At 61.3% G+C, this 17,195-nt stretch carries 20 protein-coding genes and 1 other RNA gene; 9 read left to right on the forward strand and 12 right to left on the reverse strand.

The features are described 5' to 3' along the window. Positions 1-74: 74 nt before the first annotated feature. From BJ928_RS32560 to rimP, 3 genes are all read right to left on the reverse strand, one after another. Positions 75-767, reverse strand: a complete 693-nt coding sequence (locus BJ928_RS32560; protein WP_047635760.1) for an RNA-binding protein — start codon at positions 765-767, stop codon at positions 75-77. Continuing rightward, complete coding sequence (gene nusA, locus BJ928_RS32565; RefSeq protein ID WP_047635759.1) at positions 764-2,374, reverse strand: transcription termination factor NusA; 1,611 nt, start codon at positions 2,372-2,374, stop codon at positions 764-766. The genes BJ928_RS32560 and nusA overlap by 4 nt, the downstream gene beginning before the upstream one ends. Before the next feature lie 63 nt (positions 2,375-2,437). After that, the gene (gene rimP / locus BJ928_RS32570) at positions 2,438-3,046 is read right to left on the reverse strand and encodes a ribosome maturation factor RimP (RefSeq protein ID WP_047635758.1); all 609 of its coding nucleotides are present in this window, start codon (positions 3,044-3,046) and stop codon (positions 2,438-2,440) included. Positions 3,047-3,324: 278 nt separating this feature from the next. Here rimP and BJ928_RS32575 point away from each other — a divergent pair, with 278 nt between their 5' ends. Together BJ928_RS32575 and BJ928_RS32580 are read left to right on the forward strand one after the other, a co-directional pair. Continuing rightward, complete coding sequence (locus BJ928_RS32575) at positions 3,325-3,885, forward strand: hypothetical protein (RefSeq protein ID WP_147413965.1); 561 nt, start codon at positions 3,325-3,327, stop codon at positions 3,883-3,885. After that, positions 3,885-4,187, forward strand: coding sequence for a transcriptional regulator (locus tag BJ928_RS32580; protein WP_047635756.1), 303 nt, complete (start codon positions 3,885-3,887; stop codon positions 4,185-4,187). Before BJ928_RS32575 ends, BJ928_RS32580 begins: the two co-directional genes overlap by 1 nt. Positions 4,188-4,294: 107 nt before the next feature. On the opposite strand, the gene BJ928_RS32585 is transcribed toward BJ928_RS32580, so the two are convergent. Both BJ928_RS32585 and recR read right to left on the reverse strand, forming a co-directional pair. Continuing rightward, entirely contained in the window at positions 4,295-5,569 is a 1,275-nt protein-coding gene (locus tag BJ928_RS32585; protein WP_082011988.1) for a lytic murein transglycosylase, read from the reverse strand. A gap of 212 nt (positions 5,570-5,781) precedes the next feature. Then, positions 5,782-6,387 carry a recombination mediator RecR gene (gene recR / locus BJ928_RS32590; RefSeq protein WP_047635755.1) on the reverse strand — a complete coding sequence of 202 codons (606 nt, stop codon included), beginning with the start codon at positions 6,385-6,387 and terminating at the stop codon, positions 5,782-5,784. A gap of 57 nt (positions 6,388-6,444) precedes the next feature. Here recR and BJ928_RS32595 point away from each other — a divergent pair, with 57 nt between their 5' ends. Continuing rightward, a complete protein-coding gene (locus BJ928_RS32595) occupies positions 6,445-7,068 on the forward strand; it encodes an MOSC domain-containing protein (RefSeq protein WP_047635754.1) in 624 nt (207 codons plus the stop codon). A 2-nt stretch (positions 7,069-7,070) separates the two neighbouring features. Here BJ928_RS32595 and BJ928_RS32600 read toward each other — a convergent pair whose 3' ends face one another. The 4 genes from BJ928_RS32600 to ffs form a co-directional block, all read right to left on the reverse strand. Continuing rightward, entirely contained in the window at positions 7,071-7,682 is a 612-nt protein-coding gene (locus BJ928_RS32600) for a LysE family translocator (protein WP_047635753.1), read from the reverse strand. Between the two features lie 213 nt (positions 7,683-7,895). Then, on the reverse strand, positions 7,896-8,219 hold the full coding sequence (locus BJ928_RS32605) for a YbaB/EbfC family nucleoid-associated protein (RefSeq protein ID WP_047635820.1): 324 nt from the start codon (positions 8,217-8,219) through the stop codon (positions 7,896-7,898). A 98-nt stretch (positions 8,220-8,317) separates the two neighbouring features. Continuing rightward, complete coding sequence (locus BJ928_RS32610) at positions 8,318-10,189, reverse strand: DNA polymerase III subunit gamma/tau (RefSeq protein WP_047635752.1); 1,872 nt, start codon at positions 10,187-10,189, stop codon at positions 8,318-8,320. A 67-nt stretch (positions 10,190-10,256) separates the two neighbouring features. Further along, positions 10,257-10,354, reverse strand: an RNA gene (gene ffs / locus BJ928_RS32615) — signal recognition particle sRNA small type. Positions 10,355-10,445: 91 nt separating this feature from the next. Between ffs and BJ928_RS32620 the strand changes: the two genes are divergently transcribed. From BJ928_RS32620 to BJ928_RS32640, 5 genes are all read left to right on the forward strand, one after another. Then, positions 10,446-10,856, forward strand: coding sequence for an HIT family protein (locus BJ928_RS32620; RefSeq protein ID WP_047635819.1), 411 nt, complete (start codon positions 10,446-10,448; stop codon positions 10,854-10,856). Next, positions 10,853-11,812: an NAD(+) diphosphatase gene (nudC, locus tag BJ928_RS32625; protein ID WP_047635751.1), complete on the forward strand. Its 960-nt coding sequence runs from the start codon at positions 10,853-10,855 to the stop codon at positions 11,810-11,812. The genes BJ928_RS32620 and nudC overlap by 4 nt, the downstream gene beginning before the upstream one ends. 13 nt (positions 11,813-11,825) lie before the next feature. Next, positions 11,826-12,512 carry a YafY family protein gene (locus BJ928_RS32630; RefSeq protein WP_047635750.1) on the forward strand — a complete coding sequence of 229 codons (687 nt, stop codon included), beginning with the start codon at positions 11,826-11,828 and terminating at the stop codon, positions 12,510-12,512. An 82-nt stretch (positions 12,513-12,594) separates the two neighbouring features. Next, a complete protein-coding gene (locus tag BJ928_RS32635; RefSeq protein WP_047635749.1) occupies positions 12,595-12,831 on the forward strand; it encodes a hypothetical protein in 237 nt (78 codons plus the stop codon). Between the two features lie 221 nt (positions 12,832-13,052). Beyond that, positions 13,053-13,421, forward strand: coding sequence for a VOC family protein (locus tag BJ928_RS32640; RefSeq protein WP_047635748.1), 369 nt, complete (start codon positions 13,053-13,055; stop codon positions 13,419-13,421). Between the two features lie 183 nt (positions 13,422-13,604). Here BJ928_RS32640 and BJ928_RS32645 read toward each other — a convergent pair whose 3' ends face one another. Both BJ928_RS32645 and BJ928_RS32650 read right to left on the reverse strand, forming a co-directional pair. Further along, positions 13,605-14,459: a prephenate dehydratase gene (locus BJ928_RS32645; RefSeq protein WP_047635747.1), complete on the reverse strand. Its 855-nt coding sequence runs from the start codon at positions 14,457-14,459 to the stop codon at positions 13,605-13,607. A gap of 24 nt (positions 14,460-14,483) precedes the next feature. Beyond that, positions 14,484-15,239 carry a 3-deoxy-manno-octulosonate cytidylyltransferase gene (locus tag BJ928_RS32650; RefSeq protein ID WP_047635746.1) on the reverse strand — a complete coding sequence of 252 codons (756 nt, stop codon included), beginning with the start codon at positions 15,237-15,239 and terminating at the stop codon, positions 14,484-14,486. Positions 15,240-15,390: 151 nt separating this feature from the next. Here BJ928_RS32650 and BJ928_RS32655 point away from each other — a divergent pair, with 151 nt between their 5' ends. Continuing rightward, positions 15,391-15,969, forward strand: a complete 579-nt coding sequence (locus BJ928_RS32655) for a cytochrome c family protein (RefSeq protein ID WP_047635745.1) — start codon at positions 15,391-15,393, stop codon at positions 15,967-15,969. 62 nt (positions 15,970-16,031) lie between these two features. Here BJ928_RS32655 and BJ928_RS32660 read toward each other — a convergent pair whose 3' ends face one another. Then, positions 16,032-17,189, reverse strand: a complete 1,158-nt coding sequence (locus tag BJ928_RS32660) for a patatin-like phospholipase family protein (protein WP_047635744.1) — start codon at positions 17,187-17,189, stop codon at positions 16,032-16,034. Positions 17,190-17,195 lie beyond the last annotated feature (6 nt).

The raw sequence follows: 17,195 nt of genomic DNA on the forward strand, positions 1-17,195 counted from the left end.
CGGAAATGTCCGTCAGACCCTGTCGTTCAATGCATGTACCTTAATGAGGCGTCCGGCAGAGGCCGGTGACCGCGTCATTGTTTTCGCCGGCCAGCGCCGCCCGTTGCCCGGGACTGACCGCCGTTGCGGTACCGTTCGAGCAGGTTTGCGCGCTTCACTACACCCTCACCCGCCTGCCCTGCAAGCGCTGCGGCATGGATAAAAGCATTCTGGCCCATCAGTTCTTCCATTTCCGCCTCCGTAAAGACACGGAAGGACGGTATTTCCGCTTCGGTCTCCATGCCGAGATGCCAGGCCTTGCGCGCCTGGTCGATCTTGCGCACGCCATCGGCGGCAGCGCTGATCGCATGGAACACGGCAAGTGCCGAGCCGTTGCGAACGGCGCCATCCACCTTCGACGAGCCGGATACGAACTGGCCCGCCTTGCGAGCCATGTTCATCATCCCGGCCAGTTGCGCCGCAAGCAGGCGGTCGACGGTGGCACCGAGATCGCTCGGCACGGCCACCTCCGCCTTCAGGGCGCGGGAGAACAACTTCTTTGCCACTGCCTTGTCCACGAGCGCCCGGTCGACCTTGACCCAGCATCCGCGTCCCGGCAGCTGCCGCTTCAGATCCGGAACCACGGTTCCGTCCGGAGCGGCGACGAAGCGGATCAGCTCATCCGGCGATCCGCTTTCGCGTGTTACGATGCACATACGGCCATTTGTGCCGTCACCCGCAAGATCATCGTCTTCGGGTGGAGCCTTCGGCCCGTCTGCGCTCATCATGCTTCCTGCTCGGCCTCGCCTTCACCCTCCGATGCCTCTTCGGCTTCGGCGGCGAGATCGGCTTCGGTGATCCAGCCGGCCAGCAGGCGGGCCTGCACGACCATCTGTTCGGCTTCGACGCGCGAGACTTCGAGCTTGGAGAACAGACCTTCGAATTTCTTCGTCTCGCCGTTCTTGCGCTCGCTCCAGCCGACGAGGTCGTCAGCGGCGCAGCCGGCGAAGTCCTCGATCGTCTTGATGCCGTCTTCGCCGAGCGCGACCATCATCTGGGCGGTCATGCCGTTGATCTCGCGCAGTTCGTCGGAAACACCGAGCGCCTTGCGCTTCTCGTCCATCTCGGCTTCGAGCTTTTCGAGATATTCGCGGGCGCGGGTCTGGATTTCCTGCGCGGTGTCTTCGTCGAAGCCATCGATCGAGGAGATTTCGTCGAGATCGACATAGGCCAGTTCCTCGACGGCGGCAAAGCCTTCGGAAGCCAGAACCTGGCCGACCATTTCGTCAACGTCGAGTGCGTCCATGAAGAGATTGGTGCGCTCGTTGAATTCCTTCTGACGGCGCTCTGATTCCTCGGCTTCCGTCATGATGTCGATGTCCCAGCCGGTCAGCTGCGAGGCGAGACGGACGTTCTGACCGCGGCGGCCGATGGCCAGCGACAGCTGCTCGTCCGGCACCACGACTTCGATGCGTTCTGCATCTTCGTCGAGAACGACCTTGGCGACTTCGGCCGGCTGCAGCGCATTGACGACGAAGTTCGCCGGCTCGCTGGACCAGGGAATGATGTCGATCTTTTCGCCCTGCAGTTCGCCGACGACGGCCTGAACGCGCGAACCGCGCATACCGACGCAGGCGCCGACCGGATCGATCGACGAGTCGTTAGAGATGACGGCGATCTTGGCGCGCGAGCCCGGATCGCGGGCAACCGACTTCACCTGGATGATGCCGTCGTAGATTTCAGGCACTTCCATGGTGAAGAGTTTGACCATGAACTGCGGATGCGTGCGCGACAGGAAGATCTGCGGGCCGCGCTGTTCGCGACGGACGTCGTAGACATAGGCGCGGACGCGGTCGCCGTAGCGGAAGTTTTCGCGCGGGATCATCTCGTCGCGGCGGATGATGCCTTCGCCGCGGCCGAGATCGACGATGACGTTGCCATATTCGACGCGCTTGACGGTGCCGTTGACGATTTCGCCGACGCGATCCTTGAATTCGTCGAACTGGCGATCACGCTCGGCTTCGCGCACCTTCTGCACGATGACCTGCTTGGCCGACTGCGCGGCGATGCGGCCGAAATCCATCGGCGGCAACGGATCGGCGATGAAATCGCCGAGGGCTGCGTCCGGATTGCGGTCGCGGGCCAGTTCCAGCGGGATCTGCGTGGAATAATCTTCAGCCTTCTCGACCACTTCGAGCAGGCGCTGCAGGCGAATCTCGCCCGTCTTCGGGTTGATGTCGGCGCGGATGTTCGATTCCGTGCCGTAACGCGAGCGCGCCGCCTTCTGGATCGCATCCGCCATTGCGGCAAGCACGATCTCGCGGTCGATGACCTTTTCGCGCGCCACTGCATCTGCGATCTGCAGAAGTTCTAGCCGGTTCGCACTGACTGCCATTGTCTTAAGTCTCCGTCTTCCTGCCTTCAGGGTTCCCGTTCCGTCCGGCGGTTCGTTGATCGGTTATTCTTCGTCTTCGTCCGCTTCGTTCTGGTTCGCTGCCTGGGCTTTCGCCAGCTTGTCGGCGCGCAGAGCGTCGCGGATGAGATCGTCCGTCAGGATCAGCTTGGCATCGGCCAGCGTGCTGAACGGAATGGTCACCCTGAGCTCTTCGCCGCGGGTGGCCTCGTCGCGTTCGATCGTGAAGCTGTCATCGGTGACAGCGGCGATCTTGCCGCGGAAACGCTTGCGGCTTTCGACGAGGATCGACGTTTCGCATTTGACGATATGGCCGATCCAGCGCTGGAAATCCGATTTGCGCACCATCGGTCGGTCGATACCCGGCGAGGATACTTCCAGATGATACGCCTTATCGATCGGATCTTCCACATCCAGAACCGGCGAAATGGCCGTGGAGACCTCTTCGCAGTCCTCGACGGTCATGGTGCCGTCGTTGCGCTCGGTCATGATCTGAAGCGTCAGGCCGTTCAGATTGAGGAGGCGCACGCGCACGAGGCGAAAGCCCATGCCCACAAGGACGGGCTCGATGATGGCGGCGACGCGCTGATCAAGGCCGGTTTCGACGATCAGCCTGGGTTCGTTGGTATTGTCTGCGTTTGTCACGTCCGACAAGCATTCACTCCTGCATTGTGCATGCATTGGGAGATCGCGCTAATAAAAAAGAGCGGGTCCTTGCGGCCCACTCTTCATCACACGATCAAGAATTTGAAGCAGATATAAGCCCCTTTCCAGCAAATTGCAAGGCTTCCGCCAGATTCAGCTCGCGCATCCCGATCACAAGGAGGCAGAGGACTCTGCTTGACAGAGTAATGGAAGATATGCACTCTGTGTTACAGAGGGCAATGCTGGGCAAAGCAGGCTGCCTTCTCCACTTGGCAGGAGCATCGATCATGGAACTTTCTCCCTCAGAAGCCCGGCACGCATTGCGCGAGGTTGATGAGATAACCTTGCGCAGCAACCGCTTGCGAGGTTACCGAACCTCCTCTTCCTACCTGATCCTCTGGGGCATCATCTGGCTTGTCGGCTATTCGAGCATGTTCTTCTTGCCGACACTGTCGGCGAACCTGATCTGGCTCGTATTGGATGGCGTCGGCTTGGCAGGCAGCGTCCTGATCGGCATGCGGACATTTCGCGCCGGCGAGGATCTGAAGAAGGTCAACGTTAGAATATTGGCGGTCTTTGCGATCGTCACGCTTTTCATGCTTGCCACGCTCAAAGTGATGCAGCCGATGCACGCGGCCCAATATGAAGTCTACCCCGCGCTGGTTCTCGGCCTCACCTACGGATTGATTGGCGTGTTCTTCCTTCGCGGCTTCGTGTGGCTTGCCGCGGTCGTATCGCTCGGAAGCCTGCTGTCATTCTTCTTCTTGCAGCCCTGGCTGCCCCTCTGCATCGCCGTCTTCGGCGGCGGCAGTCTGCTGGTCGGCGGCGTGTGGATGAGGAGACTGTAATGGCCGCCCTCAATGAAGTGATTCACCAGTCCCTTCGCCTCAAGATCATGGCCGCTCTCCATGCCCATACCGCGAGCGAGGCATTGGAATTCATCGCGCTCAGGAAGATTACCGGTGCGACGGACGGCAATCTGGGCAGCCATCTGACGACGCTGGAGCAGGCGGGATACATAGAAACCGCAAAGGCCTTCGTCGACAAGAAGCCGCAGACCCGCATATCCCTGACGCGGGAAGGACGCCGCGCGTTTCGCGAGCATGTCGCCTATCTCAAGGAAATAGTCGAACTGGCGGAAGGCAGATAGGCCCCGTTTCCGCATAGTGCGATGGGCGGGTCGATACAGACCCGCTTCAGATTTCGCCGATCCGGATTGCAGCCCTATATTCGCCGGTCGGCGTATCCGCCATTTGCTTACTTCAGCGTGCCGAGCATGGAGCTATCGGGATAGCAGGTGGGTTTCATGCCGCCCTTTTCCTGCCATTGGCCGATCGACCGCCTGGTCTTGTAGCCCGGCAGCCCGTCCGTGCCGCCGACATCATAGCCCTTATGCTCCAGAACCTTCTGCATATTGGCGACATCGGAGCGCAGCATCTTGCCGACATCGCCCCATTTTTCCTCGAAGGCGCCGCTGCCATTGGCGATGCGATCGGCGAGATTGCCGATATAGAGGCCGTAAAGGTCGGAGTTATTGTATTCCTTGATGACGTAGAAGTTCGGCGTGACGATGAATTCCGGCCCGTCGCGGCCGGCCGGCACCAGCATCATGCCGCTGGCGCGCATTTCGTCCGACGGAAACGCCTTGCCGGAGACGCGGGCGATCCCGAGCGAGGCCCATTGCGAGATCGGCTTGGCGAGATCGGGCCCTTCCTGTGCGCAGGAAACATTTTGCGGGATCGTGACCTCGTAGCCCCAGCCTCGGCCGCGCTGCCAGCCCTTTTGAACCATATAGTTGGCTATGGAGGCCAGCGTGTCCGGCACGGAGGTCCAGATGTTGCGATGGCCGTCGCCATCGAAATCGACGGCATATTTCAGATAGTTGGTCGGCATGAACTGCGGCTGGCCGAGCGCACCGGCCCAGGAACCCTTGAACTGATCCGGCGTGACGTCGCCATGTTCGAGGATGCGCAGCGCCGCGATGAGTTCGGTGCGGAACATGTCCTTGCGGGTAGACATGAAGGCCTTGGTCGCCAGCACCTGGATCGCCGAATTCGGCAGCTTGGCGGCGCCGAAGCCGGTCTCGCGGCCCCAGATGGCGAGCAGGATCGGTCCCGGCACGCCATAGGTTTTCTCGATCCGCCGCAGCACCGGCGCATATTGCGAGGCAAGGCTCCGGCCAGTCGCCGCCAGCTTCTGCAGTCGCGCCTCGTTGAAATAGGGGGCGGGAGAGGAGAATTCCGCTTGCGTCTGCTTCTGCTCCTTCGGCTTCGGAAAGCCCGGCGGTACGAGGTCAGGCAGATCCCAGTTCAGCGTCACGCCGGCAAATGCGGCCTTGAAGGTCTTTTCGGAAATTCCGGCTTTCCGTGCCTCCGGCCAGAGATCTTTCTGAATCCAGACCTGAAACTGCGCTTCGACATCGGCCTTGGAGGCCGCGAGCGCTGGCAGGGGGAGGAGGGCGAGGAGGAGGATGCAAAGGAACGAGAGAAAATGCCCGACCGCCGATACCCCCCTCTGTCCCTTTCGGGACATCTCCCCCACAAGGGGGGAGATCGTTGGGAGTTCGCTGCTGCCTTTAACAATACGGCGCGCTTCAGTCTCTGTGGATACAGTGTTGATTTGAGTTAGGTCGGTGCGGCAGGCTACCAATCTCCCTCCTTGTGGGGGAGATGTCACGAAGTGACAGAGGGGGGTATGCACTCTCCTCATACGCAGTCCTTTATGTCTTCGCGAAAACAATCGCTTCAAATCGCCGTCCGAGCCCTGAGCGCTGCCGCCAGCGTGCCCTCGTCGAGATAATCGAGCTCGCCGCCAACGGGCACGCCATGGGCAAGACGGCTGATCTTGACCTCGAGCCCGTCGAGCTGGTCGGTTATATAGTGCGCTGTGGTTTGCCCTTCGACCGTCGCATTGACGGCAATGATGATCTCGCGGATGCCGCCTTCGCTGACACGCGCGATCAGCCCGCGAATGTTGAGATCATCAGGCCCGACGCCATCAAGCGGCGACAGCACGCCGCCGAGAACGTGATAGGCGGCATTCATCGCGCCTGATCGCTCCAGCGCCCAGAGATCGGAGACATCCTCGACGACAATGATGACGGACTGGTCGCGGCGATCGTCGGTGCAGACCGTGCAGGGGTCGACGGTATCGACATTGCCGCAGCGCGAGCAGATCTTCACCTTGTCATAGGCATCGCCCATGGCATGGGAGAGCGGCCCGAGCAGCTGGTCCTTCTTCTTGATCAGATGCAGTGCTGCGCGACGCGCTGAGCGCGGCCCGAGGCCTGGCACTTTCGCCAGAAGCTGGATGAGTTTTTCGATTTCGGGGCCGGTGACTCGCTTTGCCATGGGAGGCTTTTAGCTCATATGCTCACGGAACGGAATCACGGAAGGGACGGTTGAGCGATGAAAATTCTGGCCGTTTGCCTCGGTGCCCCCGAAACGCTCCCAGGCAGAAAAACGAAAACCGGCATCAACAAGCATGCCGTCGGCGGCGCCGTCATGATCGATGAACAGGGGCTGCTTGGCGACGCCATCTGCAATCGCGAGCATCATGGCGGCCGCGATCAGGCCGTTTATGTCGAGGGTTCGCTGACGCTGGATTGGTGGGCGAGCGAACTCGGGCAATCGTTGGAACCGGGTGCCTTCGGCGAGAATCTCGTCATAGACGGTCTGGACAATTGCCAGGTTGCCGTGGGTGACAAATTCATAGTAGGCGATCTTGTTTTGGAGGTGACCTCTGCGCGCATTCCCTGCTCTACCTTTGCGGCAAAGATGGGCGATCCGAAGTTCGTCAAGCGTTACACGCAAGCCGGGCGCCCCGGTATCTATTGCCGCGTTCTGTCGAGCGGCACGGTGAGCGTGGATATGCCGGTTTCCCATCTGCCTCATACGGGCGAGAGGGTGACGATGCCGGAAATGATGGCGACATTCGGCAGGCGCTTATCGCCGAAGGATCGGGCGCGTTATCTGGCGGTCCCCATTCATTACAAGCTGCGCGCCCTCATAGAAGGCGACGCAGCAGTCTAATATCACCGCATGGCAATCGCGACGGCCGCGCCGGCCATGGTACCGGCGCTGGCGCGATTGGCGATGCGCACCGCCCGGCGGCTCTTGAGGAAGGTTCTGGCCTTGGCGGCCAGCATCGCCCAGGAGAAATCGATGACGATAAGCACCGCAAACATCGTCGCCACCAGCTCGGCCCAGCCGGAAATCGTTACGCCGTGCAGGTCGATGATCGAAGGCAGCAGCGCCACGTAGAACACCATGATCTTCGGATTGCCCATGGTCACCGTGAAGCCGGCAAGGAAGAGCCGTGTGGCGGATTGCTCATCCGGCAACTCCTCCCCGGCTGTATCGGAAGACGCAAACCACATCTTCCAGGCAAGATAGAGCAGATAGGCGACGCCGACCCATTTGATCACGATGAAGGCGAGGTGGAAGGTTTCGGCAATGGTCGCAAGGCCCGCAACGGCGCAGGTCAGCCAGATCGCTTCGCCGAGCCACATGCCGGAGAGAAACGGCAGCACGTTGCGCGCGCCCTTTGTCAACACGCGCGCCACCAGCGCCGCAATGTTCGGCCCCGGCGAGCCCGCCGCAATGAACAGGGCACCGGCAAAAACAAGCAGCGTCGACAGGCTCATAACATTTCCTCCGATCGGGCAGGCCAGACGGTATCTGGAAAGAGACATCCAGAGATAGCACTCCGTCCCGTCATTTCCAAATGCCTGATTTACGTCCAGCTTAGCTGGGCGCGAAAGCGTTCGAAGATCGCCTTGCCTTCAACGAAGCCGCAAAAGGTGATCGGCCGCGAGTTGACCGTTGGGCGGGACTGCTGGTTGAACGAGGCGCTTCTCTCAGAACGGCAGCTTGAAGCCGGGCGGGATCGGCAGGCCGGCGGTCAATTCGCGGGTCTTTTCGGCCGCGATTGCCTCGGCCTTTTCCTGGGCATCCTTGTTGGCGGCGACGATCAGGTCCTCGAGGATCTCGACATCGTCTTCCTTGAAGAGCGAGGGATCGATCTTGAGGCCGAGCATCAGGCCCTTGCCATTGACGGTGACGGTGACGAGGCCGCCACCGGCCTTGCCTTCGACGCGAATGTCGGCGATTTCCGACTGCATCTTCTCCATCTTCGCCTGCATTTCCTTCACTTTGCCCATCATGCCCATGATGTCGCGCATCGTCTTTGGTCCTTCTTCTGCAAGTGTTTCTTTGATCAGCCAGGATGTCTCGCCAACGGCCTCAGGCCGATGCGGTTCCATTGGCATCCATTCTAGCGTTAGAATTCTATATCGTCGCCCGGCAGAATATCGCCATCGATGGATTCGGCGGCTGCCGGCGCAGCAGTCTGCTCTTCTTCCTCGATCTCCGGTGCCCGCACCCTGACGTCGATGATCTTTGCGCCGGGAAATTGCGCAAGAATCGCCGCGACATCGGGGTCCTGCCGCGCATCGGCGACCCGCTGCTTCTGGGCGTTCGCTTCGGCCTCGACCAGCGTCGGCTGGCCTTCCTCGCGGCTGAGGCTGACGATCCAGTGGATGCCGGTCCATTCCTTCAGCTTGACGGCGAGTTCGTTGAGCAGCGTGCCGGGAGCGCCGGAGGTCAGGCTGACATCGAGCCGGCCCGGCTCAAGCTTGACCGGGCGTACGAAGGTACGCACCAGCGCCTTCAGCTTCGGATCGCGCTTCTGGCTGGCAAGTTCGGCGATATCGGCCATGGAGTTGATCGGTACGAGCGGCTTCGGCGCTTCGGCCGGCTTCGGCTCGATGCGTCCGACAGGCTGCGAATCCGGCTGTGTATTCGGCACGGCGCGCAGCATGGCGACCGGTGCCGAAGGCGCGGGTCGTGGTGCCGTCGTTTCGACCGCACGCGCTATCGTATTGCCCTGATAAGACACTGCTCCGCCACCATTGCCGCCGCTCGGAGAGGGCGACGAGCGCGAACCGCCATTGCTGTCTGAAAATTCGGCAAGCCTGCGGGCGGCATCTTCCGGCGCCGGCAGATGCGCGGCATGTGCGAGCCGGATCAGCACCATTTCGGCAGCGCCGGCGGTGCGCGAGGCGTTCTCTGTCTCGGTGATGCCCTTAAGAAGCATCTGCCAGATGCGGGAAAGTGCTGTCACCGCGATACCTTGCGCGAATTCCGCCGCTTTCGTGCGCTCGATTTCGCTGAGCGACGGATCGTCGGCGGCATCGGGCACATATTTGAGGCGGGTCACGAGATGGGTGAAATCGGCAAGGTCGGTGAGCACGACGACGGGATTGGCGCCGGCCTCGTACTGGCTGTTGAATTCGGCAAGCGCTGCCGAAACATCGCCTTTGACGACATGGCCGAAGAGATCCACGATGCGGGCGCGGTCGGCAAGCCCGAGCATTGCGCGCACGGCATCGGCGGCAACGAAACCGCTGCCATGGGCGATTGCCTGGTCGAGCAGCGACAGGCCGTCGCGCGCCGAGCCTTCTGCTGCGCGGGCGATCATGGCGAGCGCTTCCGGCTCGGCCTCGATGCCTTCCTTGCCGGCAATGGTGGTAAAGAGGCCGACGAGATCCGACGCGCTGATGCGGCGCAGGTCGAATCGCTGGCAGCGCGACAGCACCGTGATCGGCACCTTGCGGATTTCAGTCGTCGCAAAGATGAACTTCACATGCTCGGGCGGCTCTTCGAGCGTCTTCAGCAAGCCGTTGAAGGCCGCCGTCGACAGCATGTGCACTTCGTCGATGATATAGACCTTGTAGCGGGCCGAGACCGGCCGGTAGCGCACCTGCTCGATGATTTCTCTGATATCGTCGATACCGGTGTGCGAGGCGGCGTCCATCTCGATCACGTCGACATGCCGGCCTTCCATGATCGCCTGGCAATGATCGCCGGGCTCACGCAGGTCGATGGTGGGGCGATCGACGTCAGCGGTCTTGTAGTTGAGGGCGCGGGCAAGGATGCGGGCGGTCGTGGTCTTGCCGACACCGCGCACGCCGGTCAGCATATAGGCCTGGGCGATACGGCCGGTTTCGAACGCGTTGGTCAGCGTGCGAACCATCGGTTCCTGGCCGACCATCAGGTCCGTAAAGTCCTTGGGTCTGTATTTGCGGGCCAGCACCCGGTAGCCGGTGCCGGTCGAAGCGGCATCTTTTGCTTGTCGCTCGGTGTCGCTCATCGCCCTGCTTGTTGCCCGGTGCCTAGCTTATTGCCCGGCGAAAGCCGGGTCTTGCTTTCGGAAAAGGGTGGGAGGCTGGCACGAATGACCCGTGCCGGGCTCGTTAGGGCTGCTTCCTTCCGGACCTGACCCGGTTGGCGAGTGGCTCGTCCACCACCAACCTCCCGGATGCACATATCGGCAATATCGCCATCAAAAGCAAGCCAAGGTCAAAAAAAACTGCTAAACATTTGATAAAACAATGGAGGATGCCCCCTTGAAGGAGTTTACGCTCGACGATCGTCTTGCGAATGACAGCGTTTCCGTCGCGATCACAGGCCTTTGCGACGTCAGGCTGATGAAGGATAGCCGTTGGCCATGGCTCGTGCTGATCCCCCGCAGGCCTGATAAATCGGAGGTTTTCGAGCTCACCCCGCTCGATCGGATCTTGCTGACCTTCGAAACGGATAAGGTTGCGAGCGCGTTGAAGACGGCGACGGGTGCAACAAAAATCAATGTCGGGGCACTTGGAAATATCGTCCGCCAGCTTCATGTTCATGTCATTGCGCGGTTCGAAGGTGATGCCAACTGGCCGGGCCCGGTCTGGGGCTACGGCAAGGCGGAACCCTATTCGGACGACGACATGAACAGCCTCATAGCCAAGTTGCGGGACACGCTTTCACAATGAGCCATTCCATCTTTTCCTCGGATGTGCCGCATCCGGAACCAAGCAGTCTCACCGCTTTTGCGGAAAACCAGCTCGACCGGGATGCCGAGCATCGCGACGAGGAATCGATCAAGCATGCGCTCGCCAAGGAAGGCACGCATATCCTCGCCTTCGCTCAGGAGCGGCTTGTCCTCAAGCATGACGGTCAGGTGCTCGATCCGCTGTTTGCCCGTTATGAGCTGAACGATCTCGATCCGAATTGGGAGGAGGCCGTTCTTCTCGGCTATCGCAAGACCGGCGAGCCCCGACTTGCCGTGCCGGTGCGCGTCAATGCCGACGAACTTGCCTGCCAGTACAAGCCGGCCGATATGCGTTCGCTCTGGCGCGATCTGCTGCTGGAAGGCGAAATCCTCGGCGAAGCCGCGCAAGGCATGAGCCTTATCCGCTGGAACAGCGACAACCGCTTCTGCGGCCGCTGCGGCTCGGTGATGGAGAGCCGAATCGGCGGCTACAAGCGGGTCTGCACGGCCTGCGAGCACACGATCTTCCCGCGCACCGATCCGGTCGTCATCATGCTTGGTATCGATGAGGAGAGAAATCGTTGCCTGCTCGGCCGCAGCCATCATTTCGCGCCGGGCATGTATTCCTGTCTCGCCGGTTTCGTCGAACCGGGCGAAACCATCGAGAATGCGGTGCGCCGCGAGACGCATGAGGAATCCGGCATCCAGATCGGCCGCGTGCGCTATCATGCCTCGCAGCCCTGGCCGATGCCGCATTCCCTCATGATCGGCTGCTATGCCGAGGCGAAGTCCCTCGAAATCCATATGGACGACGCCGAGCTTGAGGATTGCCGCTGGTTCACGCCGGAGGAGACGCTTGCCATGCTCGACCGCGTCTCGGCCTCCGGCAACACGTCTCCGCCGAAAGGCGCCATCGCCCATCGCCTGATGCGCGATTGGGTGGAATGGAAACGCTAGGTCTTATTCTGCCATGGCACGCTCGGAACGCTTGTTGACGCTGTTGCAGACGCTTCGGCGTTATCGCCGTCCGGTCAGCGGCTCCGTTCTGGCGGAGGAAACCGGCGTCAGCTTGCGCACGCTCTATCGCGATATCGCCAGCCTGCAGTCGCAGGGCGCGATGATCGAGGGCGAGCCGGGCATCGGCTATATATTGAAGCCCGGTTTCATGCTGCCGCCGATGATGTTCTCGCAGGATGAGATTGAGGCGCTGGTGCTGGGGTCGCGATGGGTGGCGCGCGCAACCGACGCCCGCCTGGCGGCGGCCGGCGCCGATGCCCTCGCCAAGATCGCCGCGGTGCTGCCTGCGGACCTTCGCGATGCGGTCGACCAGGCGGCGGTGGTCGTCGGTACGCGTCGCATCACCGAAGACAAGGCCGATCTTTCCCTGATGCGTAAGGCGATCCAGACGGAGCGCATGGTGCAGCTGACCTATGGCGATGTGAACGGCGCTATCTCGACCCGGCGCATCTGGCCTTTTGCGCTCGGCTATTTCGACAATTCGCGCATCATCATGGCCTGGTGCGAACTGCGCCAGGATTATCGTCATTTCCGCGCCGATCGCATCGTCGATTTCGCGGTGCTGGAGGCGCGCTATCCGCGCCGCCGAGTCGCCCTCGCCAGAGAATGGCAGGCGCGAGAGGGCATGGCTCACAATTGACCCATCGGCGTAACGCTACTGCCAGAAACTGTCAGTAGGCTTGGCTATTATCGGCACCATCCAAGCAGGAAGAGGACCGATCATGACAAGCAACGTTTTCACCATGACGAGGCAGGCCCATCGCGGTGACGTCGAGGTGCGAGAAGGCGGAAATCCTTCAGTGCCGGCATGGACGGCTCGTCTCCTGCAGCTCGTGCGCGGCTACTTCGAGCGTCGCTGGAATCGTCTCGATATCGAGGAGACGCCGGATTCCGTGAAGCGCGATCTGGGCTTTCTGGACGGCCGCGCCGTTTACCGCGAGGAAGACCGGATGCGCTGAAGCGAGCCGCAAGGGCTCATCACCGACTCCGTGACAATGACATACGCATAATCAAAAGCTCAAGCACAACAGGCTGATGCGAACAGCGCAATGCGCTGCGGATACGCTGTTGCGCAAGCACTCTGTCATGCACTGACAAAACCATCCCCGGCGGGCACCGTTCCGCTCGCCGGATTACCTCCGCATGCCCTTATATCCACCAAGCCAAGAGGAATATCCGAATGACCAACCCAAACCTCATCATCTTCTACGTCAAGGACCCCGGCGAAAGCACGCCTTTCTATCGCGATCTGCTCGGCCGCGAGCCAACCTTCGCGGCACCGAACTTCGTGGCCTTCGCCCTCGACAATGGCTTAAGCCTCGGCCTCTGGCGCCGCAGCAGCGTCGAACCGCAACCCTCCGCCATCGGCAATCGCGGCGAACTCGGCTTCATGGTCGAAGGCGCCGGTGCCGTCGAGCAGCATTATAGAGATTGGAAAGCGCGCGGCCTGCCGATCGCACAGGAACTGACGACGATGGATTTCGGCCCGACCTTCGTCGTGCTCGATCCGGATGGCCACCGTCTTCGGGTTTGTGAGCCGGATAAGTAGATTGCTGCTTAGCTACCCGCCCTTGTGGTTCGAGACGGTCCTTCAGGCCTCCTCACCATGAGGGCTGATCTTGCGGGCTCCGCCGCAGAATGTTGTCCGCCTCATGGTGAGATGCAGCGCCGTTAAGCGCAGCGAAAACGGCGGTGCCTCGAACCACGAGGTGGCTCCGGTTCGCGCCGGATCTTAAAGATCGCCCCGCGTCGGATGGCCCTTGTAGACGCCGAGGATGCGGACCTTTTCGGAGAAGAAGCGCAGCTCTTCCAGCGCCCGGCGCACATGCGGATCGGAGGGATGGCCCTCGATGTCGGCGTAGAACTGTGTCGCGACAAAACGGCCGCCGAGCTGGTAGCTTTCGAGCTTCGTCATGTTGATGCCGTTCGTCGCGAAGCCGCCGAGCGCCTTGTAGAGCGCGGCTGGAATGTTGCGGACGTTGAAGACGAAAGTGGTGACGATCTTTTCGTCCGGCGCGCTGCGCTCCGCCCAGTTCTCGTCGCGCGACAGCACGACGAATCGCGTCATGTTGTTTTCGGTGTCTTCAACATTCTCGGCGATGATTTCCAGCCCGTAGAGATCGGCTGCAAGCCGCGGCGCCAGCGCCGCCATGCTGCGGTCGCCGGTTTCCTTCACCAGCTTGGCCGCACCCGCCGTATCGCCGGCGATAACGGGCTTCCAGCCGTTGGCGCGCACGATGTTGCGGCATTGGCCAAGCGCGTGGATGTGGCTGTGCACCGTGCGGATCTCTTCCTTCTTGACGCCGGGCAGAACCATCAGCTGGAAGCGGATCGGCATGAAATATTCGCCGACGATGTGCAGGCGCGATTCCGGCAGCAGATGATGGATATCGGCGACGCGGCCGGCAATCGTATTTTCGATCGGAATCATGCCGAGATCCGCATCGCCGTTGTCGATGGCGGTCAGCGCATCCTCGAAGGTCTGGCAGGGCAGCGGCTCCATGGTCGGGAACATGTCACGGCTCGCCATGTCGGAATTGGCGCCGTAGTCGCCCTGGAAGGAGATCTTGTTGGTCTTGGTGATCATGGGACTGCCCTTGGGGGAATGCCGTCAGAGAGAAGCGGCGGAGAGGATGCGTCTGGCCTTTTCAAGGTCGGCGGGAGTATCGACACCGAGCGGGACCGTGTCAACGATCTCGACATCGATGCGCATGCCGGCTTCGAGCGCTCTCAGCTGCTCCAGCGATTCGCGCCGTTCCAGCGTCGATGGGCCGAGGCTCACGAATTTTTCGAGGGCGGCGCGGCGATAGGCGTAAAGGCCGATATGATGATAGAGCGGGCCAACGCCGTAGGGCGCGGTGGCGCGGGTGAAATAGAGGGCGCGCAGGCGATTTTCCGAGATGGGCGAGCCGATGACCTTGACCACGCTCGGCAGGGTCTTTTCTTCCTCGTCCTTGATCTCGACGGTCAGCGTGGCGATGTCGACGGCCGGGTTTTCGAGCGGGCGCAGCGACGCGCGGATGGTCTCGGGGTCGATTGTGGGAAGGTCGCCCTGGACGTTGACGATGATTTCGGCGCGGCCCTGCGGATCGACGGCCTGCAGCGCCTCGTGGATACGGTCGGAGCCGGACTGATGATCCTGGCCGGTCATCACGACGTCGAAGCCGGCATTGGCGACTGCGGCATAGGTATCTTCATGGTCGACGGCGACGACGATGCGACCGATCGCCGCCTCGCGCGCGCGCTTGGCAACCTGTACGATCATGGGCAGGCCGCAAATATCGGCGAGCGGCTTGCCCGGCAGGCGCGTGGAAGCCAAGCGGGCGGGAATGAGGACCAGCGTCTTGTCTAAATTTGAATCAGTCATTGTTGGGCCTTCTATTCCCGAGGGAAAAGTGTCAAAACGTCTCACGGTGGAGACCGTTTACAGAGTTGCAAGAAACAGCCAAAAGACATAGGTTTCGCGCGAATTCAAGATGGGCCGGCGGAGGATGCCGGCGGCGAGGGGAGCATAGCAGATGAATTCATCCTACGTGAACATGGGTGTCGGGGCGCTTTTGGCCACGCTGTTCGTGTTGAAGTCCGTGTCGCTCGCGTCAGGATTTATTTTCCATTCAGAGACGCCGGAAAAGCCCGGTTTCGCCATCGTCGCGACCGAGGAACCGGCTGCGGGCGATAAGCCTGCTGCCGCCAAGGCGGAAACGCCGATCGCTCAGCTGCTGCAGAAGGCTGATGCCAAGGTCGGCGAAACGATCTTCAAGAAGTGTCAGGCCTGTCATTCCGGAGAGAAGGGAGGGCCAAACAAGGTTGGCCCCGATCTTTGGGGTATTATCGACCGTCCGGTTGGCGAGCACGAGGGCTTCGCCTATTCGTCCGGCATGAAGGACTTCTCCAAGGGCGGCTCTGAAAAGTGGACTTACGACCACCTCTATCACTTCCTTGCCGCGCCGAAGAAATTCGTGGCCGGAACGGCGATGGGCTTTGCCGGCCTGCCGAAGGAAGAGGATCGCGCCAACGTGATCGCCTATCTGCGCACGCTCGCAGACACGCCGGAGCCGCTGCCGGACCCGAACGCAGCTCCCGCTGCAACGAACTAAGCCGATCCGCATGACGGATTGAAAACCCGGCCGTCAGGGCCGGGTTTTTCGTGTTGCGTCGTTCAGATCGCGTGTCGGCGAGAGCGCGTCCTTTGATCGAGGTCGAAGACCTTCAATCCGTCCTCGGCGCTCGGCGGCATGCGCCAGTCCTCCGCAACCAGCGCCTTGCGGGCATCGCGCAATCCGGCCTCCCAATGCTCGTGCATGGACAACGCCGAAAACTCGTAATCCTTCGAATGCGAGCGGAACTGCTTGTTGCGATAGATCAGGTGGATGATGGTGACGCCATAGTCGGAGCAATGCTGCTCCAGCTTCTTGATCTCCGGATCGGCCTTGGCATCTTCGGGAAGGCGGGCATAGAGATCGGATATGGCGCGGCGCAGGCGATGCCGCTCGAGGAAGAGATCGGTATTGAGCCGGGTACGGCTTGAATAGGTGATATCCTTGCGCCGCTCCTCGACTTCCTCGAGGTCCTGCGGCAGCGGGCCGGTGGCGCTGAAGAGATCGACCTGGAACACGACGGTATCGACGTTCGCGCCATTGCGCAGCACGTAGCTGAGCGGCGTATTCGAGACCAGGCCGCCGTCCCAGTAATGTTCGTTGCCGATCTTGACCGCCGGAAAGCCGGGCGGCAAGGCGCCGCTCGCCATCACATGTTCCGGCCCGATCTTGATGTCCTTGTTGTCGAAGAATGCGAAGTTGCCTGTGCGCACGTTGACCGCGCCGAGGCTCAGGCGCACCGGTCCGTGGTTGATGCGATCGAAATCGACGTGGTCGAGCAGTGTCTGGCGCAATTGCTCGGTGTCGTAGACGCTGGTCGCGCCCGCCGAGCCACGCGTCTGGAACCACGCCGGGATCTGCCAGGGAGAGAAGAAGCCGGGCACGCCGAAGGTCGAAACCCACCAGCTGCTGACCGAGCGATAGAAGGGGTTGGTTTCGCGCCGTTCCTGCATCAGCAGGTCGACGGGAAGATGAACCGTCACCTTGTTCCAGAAGGAGCGCAGTGCCTCCAGCCGCTCGCCGGGCACATTGCCGGCCATGATCGACGCGTTGATCGCGCCGATCGAGATGCCGGCGATCCAGTCCGGCTCGATATTCTGCTCGCGCAATGCCTGAAAGGCGCCAGCCTGATAGGAGCCGAGCGCGCCGCCTCCTTGCAATACGAAGACCTTATGCGAATAGGCTGACGCGGGATTGGTGAGTGAAGCTGCAATATTCATGTGCCA

Origin of the sequence: Rhizobium sp. WW_1 (assembly GCF_003610155.1) — a bacterium.
In the GTDB taxonomy this organism is placed as follows: domain Bacteria; phylum Pseudomonadota; class Alphaproteobacteria; order Rhizobiales; family Rhizobiaceae; genus Rhizobium; species Rhizobium tropici_A.